The organism is Paracoccus sp. (in: a-proteobacteria) (genome assembly GCF_046462195.1).
In the GTDB taxonomy this organism is placed as follows: Bacteria; Pseudomonadota; Alphaproteobacteria; order Rhodobacterales; family Rhodobacteraceae; genus Paracoccus.
Genome location: NZ_JBKGUN010000146.1, coordinates 20,298 through 32,956, shown reverse-complemented (window position 1 = coordinate 32,956; position 12,659 = coordinate 20,298). Strand labels below are relative to the sequence as shown.

At 64.7% G+C, this 12,659-nt stretch carries 13 protein-coding genes; 9 read left to right on the top strand and 4 right to left on the bottom strand.

What is annotated here, in order from left to right:
- The 7 genes from ACLHHB_RS09550 to ACLHHB_RS09520 form a co-directional block, all read left to right on the top strand.
- Window positions 1-695, top strand: a 695-nt coding sequence (locus ACLHHB_RS09550; RefSeq protein ID WP_410218047.1) for a tripartite tricarboxylate transporter substrate-binding protein, incomplete at its 5' end; no start/stop codon positions are given.
- 65 nt (window positions 696-760) lie between these two features.
- The gene (locus tag ACLHHB_RS09545; RefSeq protein WP_410218046.1) at window positions 761-1,267 is read left to right on the top strand and encodes a tripartite tricarboxylate transporter TctB family protein; all 507 of its coding nucleotides are present in this window, start codon (window positions 761-763) and stop codon (window positions 1,265-1,267) included.
- A gap of 10 nt (window positions 1,268-1,277) precedes the next feature.
- Entirely contained in the window at window positions 1,278-2,810 is a 1,533-nt protein-coding gene (locus tag ACLHHB_RS09540; RefSeq protein WP_410218045.1) for a tripartite tricarboxylate transporter permease, read from the top strand.
- A gap of 34 nt (window positions 2,811-2,844) precedes the next feature.
- Window positions 2,845-4,581: an L-arabinonate dehydratase gene (gene araD / locus ACLHHB_RS09535; RefSeq protein ID WP_410218044.1), complete on the top strand. Its 1,737-nt coding sequence runs from the start codon at window positions 2,845-2,847 to the stop codon at window positions 4,579-4,581.
- Window positions 4,581-5,483, top strand: a complete 903-nt coding sequence (locus ACLHHB_RS09530; RefSeq protein WP_410218043.1) for a dihydrodipicolinate synthase family protein — start codon at window positions 4,581-4,583, stop codon at window positions 5,481-5,483. The genes araD and ACLHHB_RS09530 overlap by 1 nt, the downstream gene beginning before the upstream one ends.
- Before the next feature lie 10 nt (window positions 5,484-5,493).
- Window positions 5,494-6,219, top strand: coding sequence for a ribonuclease activity regulator RraA (locus tag ACLHHB_RS09525; RefSeq protein WP_410218042.1), 726 nt, complete (start codon window positions 5,494-5,496; stop codon window positions 6,217-6,219).
- Window position 6,220: 1 nt separating this feature from the next.
- Window positions 6,221-7,738, top strand: coding sequence for an aldehyde dehydrogenase (NADP(+)) (locus ACLHHB_RS09520; protein WP_410218041.1), 1,518 nt, complete (start codon window positions 6,221-6,223; stop codon window positions 7,736-7,738).
- 192 nt (window positions 7,739-7,930) lie between these two features.
- Here the strand turns inward: ACLHHB_RS09520 and ACLHHB_RS09515 are convergent, their stop codons facing one another.
- Together ACLHHB_RS09515 and ACLHHB_RS09510 are read right to left on the bottom strand one after the other, a co-directional pair.
- Window positions 7,931-8,296, bottom strand: a complete 366-nt coding sequence (locus ACLHHB_RS09515) for a hypothetical protein (protein ID WP_410218040.1) — start codon at window positions 8,294-8,296, stop codon at window positions 7,931-7,933.
- 316 nt (window positions 8,297-8,612) lie between these two features.
- Window positions 8,613-8,765 carry a hypothetical protein gene (locus tag ACLHHB_RS09510; RefSeq protein WP_410218039.1) on the bottom strand — a complete coding sequence of 51 codons (153 nt, stop codon included), beginning with the start codon at window positions 8,763-8,765 and terminating at the stop codon, window positions 8,613-8,615.
- 196 nt (window positions 8,766-8,961) lie between these two features.
- Here ACLHHB_RS09510 and ACLHHB_RS09505 point away from each other — a divergent pair, with 196 nt between their 5' ends.
- On the top strand, window positions 8,962-9,960 hold the full coding sequence (locus ACLHHB_RS09505; RefSeq protein WP_410218038.1) for an SDR family oxidoreductase: 999 nt from the start codon (window positions 8,962-8,964) through the stop codon (window positions 9,958-9,960).
- The gene (locus ACLHHB_RS09500; protein ID WP_410218037.1) at window positions 9,957-11,321 is read left to right on the top strand and encodes a cytochrome P450; all 1,365 of its coding nucleotides are present in this window, start codon (window positions 9,957-9,959) and stop codon (window positions 11,319-11,321) included. The genes ACLHHB_RS09505 and ACLHHB_RS09500 overlap by 4 nt, the downstream gene beginning before the upstream one ends.
- Before the next feature lie 4 nt (window positions 11,322-11,325).
- Here the strand turns inward: ACLHHB_RS09500 and ACLHHB_RS09495 are convergent, their stop codons facing one another.
- Together ACLHHB_RS09495 and ACLHHB_RS09490 are read right to left on the bottom strand one after the other, a co-directional pair.
- Entirely contained in the window at window positions 11,326-11,724 is a 399-nt protein-coding gene (locus tag ACLHHB_RS09495; RefSeq protein ID WP_410218036.1) for a TIGR02588 family protein, read from the bottom strand.
- On the bottom strand, window positions 11,724-12,575 hold the full coding sequence (locus tag ACLHHB_RS09490; RefSeq protein WP_410218035.1) for a TIGR02587 family membrane protein: 852 nt from the start codon (window positions 12,573-12,575) through the stop codon (window positions 11,724-11,726). The genes ACLHHB_RS09495 and ACLHHB_RS09490 overlap by 1 nt, the downstream gene beginning before the upstream one ends.
- Window positions 12,576-12,659 lie beyond the last annotated feature (84 nt).

Sequence of the window (12,659 nt, the reverse complement as noted above, 5' to 3'; positions counted from 1 at the left end):
ACACGATGCTGTTCGGCCATACCGGCCACCTGATCGTGACCGAAGTGTCGGGTCTGGCCGATTACGGAATCGAGGATTTCGAGATCTGCTGCGTGCCCGCGATCGATCAGGGTGCCGTCTTCGTGGCCAGCGCGTCGTCGGAACTGGCGTCGGTTGCGGACGTCCAGGCGGCCGAGGCCGGCAGCATCACCTTTGGCACCGAATTCGGCGGCTATTCTCATCTTCAGGGCCTGATCTTCCAGCAGGCGACAGGCGCCGAAATGACGATCGTGGATACCGGCTCGGCCTCCGAAAAGATCGCCTCGCTTCTGGGCGGGCGGATCGACGTGGCAGGCATCTCCTATGGCGCCGTTCAGGATTATGTCGAAAGCGGCCAGATGACGGTGCTGGGTCAGCCCAATGCCGAGCGCAATCCCCTTCTGGGCGATATCCCGACCTTTACGGAACAGGGCGTCGATTTCGTGATGAACAACCCGTACATCATCGCCTTTCCCAAGGGCACCGATCCCGAGATCGTGGCCAAGATGGAAGAGGTGATGCAGCAGATCACCGAAAAGCCGGAATATGCGCAGGATCTGGAGCAGGGGTTCAAGCAGCCCGTTGCCTTCCTGCCCAAAGACGAGGCGATGACCCGTCTGAACGAGATCCGCGACGCCTACATGCCCTATCGTGAGGCACTGCAGGCCGCGCGCTGATCCATTGCCGGCGCGAAACCTGCTCGCGCCGGAACCCAGCCATTCAGCAAGGGGAGGGCTGCGCCATGCGGCTCAAGGACGTGATCGTTGGTGCAGCCATGACCGGCGCGGGCATTGCTTACCTGAGCATGGCGGCGGCGCTGCCTCGGAAGGATGGCGTTGACGCGGCGACCGTCCCCACCATCCTGGCATGGATGATGATCGCCCTGGGGGTGATTGAACTGATCGGCGCCCTGCGCCGTCATCCTGCGCAAGACAGCGGGGACCAGACCGCTCCGACCCTTGCCACTGCCACAGTGCCTCCGCCCGCATCCAGCGGGATGCTGACGGTAGGGCTGACGCTGGTTCTGATTGCCGGGTTCATCACCGCACTGCGCCCCCTGGGGTTTCCCATAGCAACGGCCCTTTACCTGTTCCTGCAGTTTCTGGTGCTGACGCCGCGTTCGTCCCGACCGCCGATGGGGCTCTACGCCGGGCTCGCCGTGGGATGCACGGCCGTCATCTTTGCCGCCTTCCGTTATGGTTTCGATCTTTTGCTGCCCGCCGGCCCGTTGGTCGCCTGGCTGAACTGAAAGCAGATCCATGTTCGACCTTCTCATCCAAGGCTTTGTCGCCGTCCTGTCGCCGCAGATATTCCTGCTGATGACGGCAGGCGTCGCGGTCGGCATCGTCTTCGGCGCCGTGCCGGGGCTGACGGCCGTCATGGCCATCGCGCTGTGCCTGCCCATGACCTATGGCCTGGGCCCTGCCGCCGGAATCTCGCTGCTGATCGCGCTGTTCGTCGGGGCAACCTCGGGGGGCCTCATCTCGGCCATCCTGCTCAAGATCCCCGGCACGCCATCCTCGATCGCGACCACCTTCGACGGCGGCCCCATGATGGAAAAGGGCGAAGGCGCCAAGGCTCTGGGTGTCGGCATCGTCTTCTCGTTCCTGGGAACGCTGGCATCGATCGCGGCGCTGGCCTTCATCGCGCCGTCGTTGGCCAAGGTCGCCCTGTCGTTCGGCCCGCATGAGTATTTCGCGATCGCGGTCTTTTCACTGACCCTGATCGCGACGCTGTCCTCGGGCTCGATGGCCAAGGGCATATTCGCGGGCGTGCTGGGCTTTGCCGTGTCGACCGTGGGCATCGCGCCCGTCGATGCGACCACGCGCTTCACGCTGGGGCAGGTCGAACTGAATGCCGGCTTTTCCATCCTGACGGTGCTGGTGGGCATGTTCGCGGTGGCCGAGATCATCAAGGTTGCCGAAACCTCGCGCCGTCCTGTCGATGGCGCGGTCGCGCCGATGGCCGTCAAGATCAAGGGCTTCGGCTTTTCCATGGCCGAGTTCCTGGGCCAGATCCCCAACGCGATCCGGTCCGCGCTGATTGGCATCGGCATCGGCATCCTTCCCGGCATCGGGGCAGGGACATCGAACATCATCGCCTATATCGCCGCCAAGAAACGTTCGAAGACGCCGGAACAGTTCGGCAAGGGCACGATCGAAGGCGTCGTTGCCAGCGAAACGGCGAACAACGCGGGCATTGGCGGTGCCATGATCCCGTTGCTGACGCTTGGCATTCCCGGGGATGCCGTCACGGCGATCATGCTCGGCGGTCTGATGATCCACGGGATTCAGCCGGGGCCGATGCTGTTCCTCACGCAGGCGCCGCTTGTTTACACCATCTTCGCCGCGCTGATCGTCTCGTCCTTTCTGATGCTGATCCTGGAGTTCTGGGGCCTGCGGATCTTCATCCGCCTGCTGGCCATCCCCAAGCACATCCTGCTGCCGGTCATCCTGGTGCTGTGCGCCGTTGGCGCCTTCGGCCTGGCCAGCCGTGTCTTCGACATCTGGACGATCCTCGGCTTTGGCGTGCTGGGCTATGCCTTCGTCAAGGCAGGGATTCCGACCGCGCCCTTCATCATCGGCTTCATCCTTGGGCCGATGGCCGAGACCAGCTTCCGCCGCGGGCTTCAACTGTCGCGGGGCGATTTCACCGGCTTCCTGACCAACCCCATCTCGGGGACCTTCCTGGCGCTCGCGGTCCTGTCGATCGTCTGGCAGCTTTACGGCGAATACCGCGCGTCCCGCGGGCCGGTCACGGCCAATCCCTTGAAACTGGGCGGCGAAGAGTGATCGCCGCCAAGACGCCCAAAGATCCGGAGACGACATGAGCACGACCAAGAAACCCGCCGACCTGCGCAGCGCGCGCTGGTTTGCCCCCGATGATCTGCGCAGCTTCGGCCACCGTTCGCGGATGATGCAGTTGGGCTATTCCGAGGCCGATTTCATGGGCCGTCCGATCATCGGCATCCTGAACACCTGGTCCGAACTGAACAGCTGCCACTCGCATTTTCGCGAACGTGCGGCCGATGTGAAACGCGGCGTGCTGCAGGCGGGTGGCTTTCCGGTGGAGCTGCCATCGCTGTCGGTGGACGAAAGCTTCACCAAACCGACCTCGATGCTGTACCGCAACCTTCTGGCCATCGAGACCGAAGAACAGATCCGCGCGCACCCGCTGGATGGCGTCGTGCTGATGGGTGGCTGCGACAAGACCACTCCGGGACTGGTCATGGGTGCGCTGACTGCAGGTGTGCCGATGATCTACCTGCCGGCGGGGCCCATGCTCAGTGGCAATTACGCGGGGCAAAGACTGGGTTCGGGCTCGGATGCCTGGAAATACTGGGACGAGCGCCGTGCCGGCAATATCACCGACGCGCAATGGCAGGGATTGCAGGGCGGCATCGCGCGTTCTGCCGGTGTTTGCATGACCATGGGAACGGCCAGCACGATGACGGCCATCACCGACGCCATGGGCCTGACGCTGCCCGGGGCCTCCTCGGTTCCGGCCGTCGATGCGGGCCACCAGCGCATGGCCGCCGATTGCGGCCGCCGCATCGTGGAGATGGTGTGGGAGGATCTGACCCCCGACCAGATCGTGACCGAAGCATCGGTGCGCAATGCGGCCATCGTGGCCATGGCCACTGGCTGTTCGACCAATGCCGTTGTCCACCTGATCGCGATGGCGCGCCGGGCTGGCATCGACCTGACGCTGGACGACCTGGATGCGCTTGGGCGCGTGACGCCGTTGATTGCCAATGTCCGACCCTCCGGCAAGGACTACCTGATGGAGGACTTCTTTTATGCCGGCGGTCTGCGCGCGCTGATGAAGCAGATCGAGGACCGGCTGGACCTGTCGGCCATGACGGTCACCGGCAAGACCATGGGCGAGAATCTGGAAGGCGCCGTCGTCTTCAACGATGACGTCATCCGTCCCTTGTCGAACCCGGTCTATGCTGAAGGCTCTCTGGCAGTGCTGCGCGGCAACCTGTGCCCTGATGGCGCCGTCATCAAGCCGGCGGCCTGCGATCCCAGATATCACGTGCATGAAGGCCCGGCCCTGGTTTTTGACAGCTATCCCGAGATGAAGGCCGCCGTGGACGACGAGGCCCTGGATGTCACGCCCGACACTGTCATGGTGCTGCGCAACGCGGGGCCCCTGGGCGGGCCGGGTTTTCCGGAATGGGGCATGCTGCCGATCCCAAAGGCGTTGATCAAGCAAGGGCACCGCGACATGCTGCGCATATCGGATGCACGGATGTCGGGCACGTCCTATGGTGCCTGCGTGCTGCACGTGGCACCCGAAGCCTATGTCGGCGGGCCCCTGGCGCTGCTGAAGACCGGCGATATCGTCCGTCTGGACCTGCCGGCGCGGCGCTTGGACATGCTGGTGGACGAGGCCGAACTGGAGACGCGCCGCGCTGCATGGCAGGCCCCCGATCCCCGCTTCGAGCGCGGATGGGGCTGGATGTTCTCGCGCCATGTCACGCAGGCCGACAAGGGCTGCGATTTCGACTACCTCGAGCGGGGCTTTGGCCGCGCCGCGGGTGAACCGGAGATCTTCTGATGACCGCAATGACGCTTGACTGGGCCTTGACGGGCATTTCGGGTATCCTGGTGACGCCCTATGATCAGGCCGGGGACATCGCACCCGCGCGTCTGGCGCCGATCCTGGACCGCGCCCTGACGGCCGGACTGCACATGCCGGTCGTGAACGGCAACACGGGCGAGTTCTATGCCCTGACCACCGACGAAGCCTGCACCATGGTACAGGAGGTTGCGGGCCTGCTGGATGGACGTGCCCCCCTGCTGGCCGGGGTGGGGCGTTCCCTACGCGATGCGCAGCGCCTGGCGCGCGTGTCCGCGGATGCGGGCGCGGCAGCCCTGATGGTGCACCAGCCACCCGATCCCTTTGTCGCCCCGCGCGGGGTTGTGGATTATCTCAAGGCCATTGCCGATGCATCGGGCGGTCTGCCGATGATGCTTTACCTGCGCAACGATGCCATCGGCACCCGGGCCATTGCCGATCTTTGTGCCGTTCCCGGCGTGCGCGGCGTCAAGTGGGCCACCCCCAATCCGCAAAAGCTGGCCGAAGCGCGCGCTGCCTGTGATCCATCCATTGTCTGGGTCGGGGGTTTGGCCGAGGTCTGGGCGCCGACCTTCTATGCGGTGGGCGCGCGGGGCTTCACCTCGGGCCTGATCAATGTTTGGCCCGAACATTCCGTGGCCATCCATGCCGCATTGGAGGCGGGGGATTATCAAGGCGCCAACAGGCTGATCGACCGGATGCGCGTCTTCGAGGACATCCGTGCCCAAGAAATGAACGGCACGAACGTCACCGGCGTCAAGGCGGCGCTGATCGCGCAGGGTCTTGACTGCGGTCCGACACGCGCGCCGTCTGCATGGCCTCTGACGCAGACGCAACAGGGCGATCTGGACCGATTCATGGCCAATAGCGGCCTCATTTGAGGAAGACCCGATGAGCGATTACATCCTTTCTGACGAAACCCGGGAAAAGCTGAAGAAGGTGTCCACCGCTTCGGTTGCCACCGCCCTTTTCAAGCGCGGCTTGCGCAACCAGTTCGTCCAAGGCGTCACGCCCGTCGGCCGCAAGCCCGTGACCATGGTGGGCCAGGCATTCACGCTGCGCTATATCCCGGCGCGCGAGGATCGCAATCCGCTGACCGTCTTTCGCGACCGGGACCACAAGCAGCGCGTTGCCGTCGAAACCTGTCCTGAGGGTCATGTTCTTGTGATGGACGCGCGCAAAGACAGCCGAGCGGCGACGGCAGGATCGATCCTGATCACGCGGCTGGCGCTGCGCGGTGCGGCAGGCGTGGTCTCGGATGGCGGCGTGCGCGACGCGGCGGGCATTGCGGCCTTGGACATGCCGGCCTACTTTGCGCGTCCTTCGGCGCCCACGAATCTGACGCTGCACGAAGCGATCGAGATCAATGCCCCGATCGCCTGCGGGGATGCGCCGGTCTTTCCGGGCGATGTGATGCTTGGCGATGGTGACGGGGTCATGGTAATCCCCGGACATCTGGCGGACGAGATCGCGGACGAATGCACCGGAATGGAGTCCTACGAAGACTTCGTGCTGGAGCAGGTGAACGCAGGCGCTGGCATCATCGGCCTTTATCCGGCAACGGATGAGGACAATCTGACGAAATACGCCGAATGGCGTGAACGGACAGGACGCTGACATGACGTATATCCCCCATGGTGACCACCTGATCGCGGGCGAGAAGATCCGGACCGAAGGACGCTTCTCTTCGGCACCGGCCGAGGGTACGGCCCATGAATTTTCGGCGGGCACTCCCGAGATGGTGGCGCAGGCCTGCGCCGCCGCCCATGCCGCCTTCGAGGAGTTCTCGGCCACCACGCGCGAGGAGCGTGCCGCGCTGCTCGAAGCGATCGCCGACGAGATCGAGGTCCGCGCCGACGCCATCACCGCCGTGGGCAGCGCCGAAACCGGTCTGCCGCAGGCCCGCCTGCAGGGCGAGCGCGGACGCACGACCGGCCAGCTGCGCCTGTTCGCGGACCACATCCGCAAGGGCGACTATCTGGACCGCCGCCGCGACAAGGCGCTGCCCGACCGCCAGCCGCTGCCGCGTCCCGACATGCGGATGATCCAGCGCCCAATCGGTCCTGTTGCGGTCTTTGGCGCCTCCAACTTTCCGCTGGCCTTTTCGGTGGCGGGCGGCGACACGGCTGCGGCTCTGGCCGCGGGCTGCACGGTTGTCGTCAAGGGCCACAGCGCCCATCCCGGCACCGGCGAGATCGTGGCCGACGCCGTGGTCGCGGCCATCGCGAAGGTCGGCCTGAACCCGGGCATCTTCAGCCTGGTCCAGGGCGGCAAGCGCGACGTGGGCGAGGCGCTGGTCACCGACCCGCGCATCAAGGCCGTGGGCTTCACCGGCTCCCTGGGCGGCGGGCGCGCGCTTTATAACCTGTGCGCGCAGCGCCCCGAGCCGATCCCCTTTTTTGGCGAACTGGGCAGCGTCAACCCGATGTTCGTGCTGCCGCAAGCGCTGGCCGCACGCAGGGAACAGATCGGGCAGGGCTGGGCCGCCAGCCTGACCATGGGCGCAGGCCAGTTCTGCACCAACCCCGGCATCGCGGTGGTGATCGACGGACCGGAGGCGGATGCCTTTGCCGCGGCGGCCAAGGAGGCCCTGTCGGGCGTGGCGCCGCAGGTCATGCTGACCGACGGCATGGCCGAGGCTTACCGCAGCGGTGCCGCGCGCGTGGGGGCGGGCAAGGGGGTGCGTTCGCTGCTGACGGCGACCTGCGAGGCCCGCAGCGCTTCTCCCTATCTGTTCGAGGTGTCGGCCGACGACTGGCTAGACAACCACGAGTTGGCCGAAGAGGTCTTCGGTCCCTTGGGCCTGATCATCCGGGTGCGCGACGCGGCGCAGATGGAGGAGGTTGCGCGCAGCTTCGTGGGCCAGCTGACGACGACGCTGCAGCTGGACGAGGGCGACACCGACCTTGCGCGGCGCCTGATGCCGGTGCTGGAGCGGATGGCCGGCCGCGTGCTGGCCAACGGTTTCCCGACCGGTGTCGAAGTGGCCGACAGCATGGTCCATGGTGGCCCTTATCCCGCCAGCACCAACTTCGGCGCCACCTCGGTCGGCACGCTCTCCATCCGCCGCTTCCTCCGCCCCGTCTGCTATCAGAACCTGCCCGACGCCCTGTTGCCCAAGGATCTGTTGTCCTGAGCGATGCAGAGAAGAGCGTGATCCCCCCGTCCGAAACTTGAACGGGGCGATCAGTAGGAAGGTCGGCATGACCTGGGGCCTGTGACGCAAACCTAGTTTTCCGTTGGATGCTTCAGGGGCCTCCGCAACCGTTGAAATGAACAAGGCGAGCCGCAGGGCTCGCCTTGTTTCTTGCTCTGCAGGCTTGCGCTGTCAGGCGCTTTCCTGGTTTGCCGGAAGGGCAACCTGCGCATGCTGCACCACGGTCCAGTCTTCATGCGCCTTTCGGCGATAGACCGAGGTGCAGGCGGCGGTGAAACTGGTGTCGCCCTTGTCGGCCTTGATGCGGTAACCCACCACGATCAAGCCTTCTTCAGGGCGGGAAATCGTTTGTTCCGAAAAGGTGACCTCATCCCATGCAGGGGTGCCGCTGACGGCTTCAACCGCATCCTGGCCGCTGAAAAGATAAGGGGCATGGCTAAGCGCCATCACGCATTCAGGATCGACCCCTTCGTGATAACGTCCTTCCGACGCACGCCAAAGGCTTTCCTCGAAACTCCAGACCCGGTTGTCGTCCATCGTGCTCTCCTTGCTTTGACTTCTGCCACAACCGCAGCCTGCGAAGGCAGTTCCCATGACGGGTCCGGATTGGGTGTCGCACCTGCCGCATTTCTGCAGGTGAATGCTGTTTCACGTCCACCATACGGTGCGTTGAGCAGGCCGGCCGCCGCTGCGCCGTCGGTGATTGCATAAACGCCACCCGGTCCAATGCCAAGCGAAGGTGCGCATGTGTCGGGACATGCCTTCTACTGCCTTCGGGCGGCAAGCCGGCCAGAGCATTGTTTTCCGCCGGCAACTGGCTGCTGCAGGTTGCCGGCAAAGGCGCCTTGGCCCTTTACTGGTTTTCCTGCTTGTCCTCACCCGGAGTTGCCGGGTTCATCACGTCGAATTCGTCCGGCGAATGCGGGACGCCTTCGTGATCACCCTGACCGTTCTGGCGAGGCGGGTCGGTGGCGGGATTCTTCTGCTTGGGCTGTTCTCGGGTCATGATATGGTCCTCCGATCACCGAACCTTGTCAGATCGCAGCGCCCTTGCCAACACCTTCGCGATCTGGATCGGCAGCAGCCGAAGGTCGGACCAATTGCCGCGTCACAGGAACAATGAGGGACGTGTCAGGTTGGGGCACGATGTCGGCAGGGCGTGTCTGGGCCTGCAGGCAGATCGGCAACTGCGGAGGATCGTCATGCCCCATCAGAAATTCCGCGCCAGAAGCAGGGGCGACGTCGTTGTCATCACGGGTGCCTCGAGCGGCATCGGAGAAGCGACGGCGGAAGCCTATGCCCGCAAGGGTGCGCGGCTGGTGCTGGCCGCCCGTGACGGAGCGGCGCTGGAGGCGGTGGCGGAGCGGTGCAGGCAAAAGGGCGGACAGGCCGTAGCCGTGGCCACGGATGTCGGGAATGCCCAGCAGGTCATGGATCTGGCCGAAGCGGCCTTGGCCTTTGGCGGGCGCATCGACGTGTGGATCGCCAATGTGGGCGTGGGGGCCGTCGGCGCCTTTCAGGACGTGCCGATCGAGGCGCATCAGCAGGTGATCCAAGCCAATCTGATCGGTCACATGAACGAAGCCCACGCGGTTCTGCCTGTCTTCCTCAGGCAGAAGGCCGGGATATTCATCAACATGATTTCGCTTGGCGGGTTCGCAGCGGCGCCCTATGCCGCCGCCTACAGTGCCAGCAAGTTCGGCCTGCGCGGCTTTTCCGAAGCCCTGAGGGGAGAGCTTGCGGGCCATCCGCGCATCCATGTCTGCGACGTTTACCCGTCTTTCGTGGACACGCCGGGCATCGCGCATGGCGCGAATTATACCGGGCGCAAGCTTTCCGCGCCGCCGCCCCTGCTAGATGCACGGAGCGTTGCCGCAGCCATGCTGCACTTGTCGCGCCACCCGCGGCCTACGACGATGCTGGGTAGCCCCACCTATGCGCTCCGTCTGATGCATGCCCTGTCCCCGCAGCTGACGGCCATGATCTCGGGCGGGTTTCTGCGTGCGTATTTTGCGCGTGCCGAGGCCATGCCACGCAGCGAAGGCAGCCTGTTTTCCCCGCCTGCACGGCCAGGGGGGATCGACGGAGGCCTGAGATCGCCCCGCCAGCGCGCGATCATGGCGGGCGTGGTTTTGGCCGGTGTGGCTGGAGGGTTGGCCCTGGCACGCCGGCCCCACCGTCGTGAACGGGAACGGTCATGAAGATGGTGCCTCCGTTGTCTTCGGCGGTTTCGCCCCATGCCGTCTCGCAGGCCAGCGTGCTCGACACGTTGGCGGTTCTCAGGGATGTGGTGGTGCCGACATTGGGAAAAGGGCCGCTGATCCGGCGCCGGGCCGTCGTGACACTGGCCGAAAGAATAGGGCTGGACGACCGGGCCGTGCGCCGGATGCAGGCCCTGCGCGACAAGTACGGGCCCGGCCCCTTGCTGCTGCGTATTCCTCTGCGTCATCAGGCGGTGATCCTGTCGGCCGAGGATGCTTCGGCCGTTCTTGAGGGTTCGCCCGAACCCTTTGCCGCCGACAGTCTGGAAAAACGTTCGGCGCTCAATCATTTTCAACCCAATGCCGTTCTGTCCTCGCATGGGCGGGATCGCGCCATCAGGCGGCACCTGAACGAGGAAACCCTGCAAACCGGTTGTCCCGTCTATGCCATGGCCGCGCATTTCTCTACGATCGTGGACCAAGAGATGGACGAGGTCTGTCGTCAGGCCGCGGACAGCGGCAGGCTGGACTGGGACATCTTCTTCACCGGCTGGTTCCGCATGGTGCGCCGTATCGTCTTGGGGGATGCGGCACGTGACGACACGGACCTGACCGATCTGCTGGAGAAGCTGCGCCGTCGCGCCAATTATGCCTTCTTCCGGGGCAAGGACCGCCGCTCGCGCGAGGTTCTTCTGGACCGGCTGCGCGGGTATGTCGATCAGGCGGAGCCCGGCAGTCTGGCGGGGCGCATGGCGCAGGCCTGGACCGATCCCAACCAGCAGCCGCATCATCAACTGCCGCAATACCTGTTTGCCTTTGACCCGGGCGGGATGGGCACGTTCCGCACGCTGGCGCTGTTGTCCACCCACCCGCAGGTCAAAGAACAGGTGCACCGTGAGCTTTCGGAGGTGCAGCAGGAGGGTGCGCCCGAACTGCCGTTCCTGCGCGCCTGTTTCCTGGACGCCCTGAGGCTTTGGCCGACAACGCCGGCCATCTTGCGCGAAACCACGCAAACGGTATCCTGGGGGCAGGGCCAACTGGACCAAGCCACCCAAATCCTGATCTTCACGCCCTTCCTGCACCGCGACGACAAGACCCTTCCGCAAGCGCATCGCTTTGACCCTTCCTTGTGGAGCCACGGAAACAGCCGGCCGGATCTGGGCCTGTTCCCGTTCAGCGAAGGCGCGGTCGTCTGCCCGGCCGTGAATTTCGTGCCAACGATCACCACGCTGGCAATGCGGCGCATTCTGTCCCGGCTTCAACTACGCCTGAACGAGCCCGAGCGGATAACACCGGCCCGGCTGCCCGGCACGCTGGACGTGTTCACCCTGAGCTTTCAGGTGGAGGCGATGCAAGCCTGAACATTCAGGGCGCGGTATAGCCTCCGGCCTGCAGGGTGACCTCGTGTTCCGAAGGATCGTTCCTGAAGAAAAGACCGCCTTTGCGCTCCGCCTGCTGGGGCAGATAGTCGAGCGTCACCTCGGCCTCTTCGACGACCTTGTCGCCGTCCATCAGGCTGCCTGTCACGACCAGGTTCGCAGCGGTGGTGTTGCCGCTGTTGCGTGCGGTGAATTCGACCAGAAAGCCTTCGGAACGGCTGAGCGCCGAGGTTTGCGACACGGTCACATCGGGAGGCGAGTCGGGATAAGTGATGCCGTCATAGATCAGGTACCCGATGATGGAGGAAATCAACATCGCACCCAATCCGGCAACCAGCCATTCCAGTCGCGACGTGGCTTCGGGCAGGTTCGACTTCTTGTCCATCACAGCACCACCCGCGCGGCGGCGGCCCCCAGCGATCCGGGAAAGGCCAGCACCACGGCCGAACTGAGAATTTCCTCGGGCGAGGCTTCGGATGTGCGGCCGAACAGCCAAAGTGTCCCCAAGCTGACCAGCAGCACGATCGCATAACCTCCGCAGGTGAACCGGACAAAAACGGCAAGAAAGGATTGCTTGCCACGGGGCGAGCCGCCCTTGAACCCGACCGAATAGACAAACGCGTGCATCAGCACCAGGGACAGGGCGATCAGGCCGATCTCCTGCCAAGTGGACATCTTGTAGGCGATCAGCACCATCTCCTCGGTAGGGGCCACGTTCAGCGACAGGTAAAGCGCACCAACGCCCATCAGGAACAGTTCGCTCCAATAGGTTTCCTGCATCGTCTCGTCGTCGTCCCCTTCGGATGCCTCGCCCAACTGACTGCGCGCCAGCATCGCGCCCAAGCTGGCAGGCACCAGCTGGATCGCGATCTTGCCTATGACTTCGCGCGGGGGCATGTCCAGGGTGATGATGCCGAACAGCCCCAGGATGATGGCGGAGGCCAGCCCCGCCACCACGATCGCGACCAGCACATCCGCAACGTCATCGCGCAGGCGGCAGGTCTTGCGCAGTCCCCCCAGGCGCGACAGGCCCAGCAGCAGCGGCAGCACGACGATCAGCATGATCACGATGCGCCACGGCTCCAGATAGAACCCCTGCCACCACATCTCCATGGTCATCAGCATCGGCAGCGAGAACAGCATCGCCCCTGCAAACGCCCGGCCCACGCCGGCCAGGAAGGTGCGCAGGTCGGGCGTCGTGACCCTGCGATCATCCATGGCGTCATCTGCTGTCATTCGTGAAACCTGCTTGAGAAAGAAACGGAAGGAGCAATGATAACGGCGGCGGATTGCCCCCCGTTCCGCCGGCGCTGCACCTTG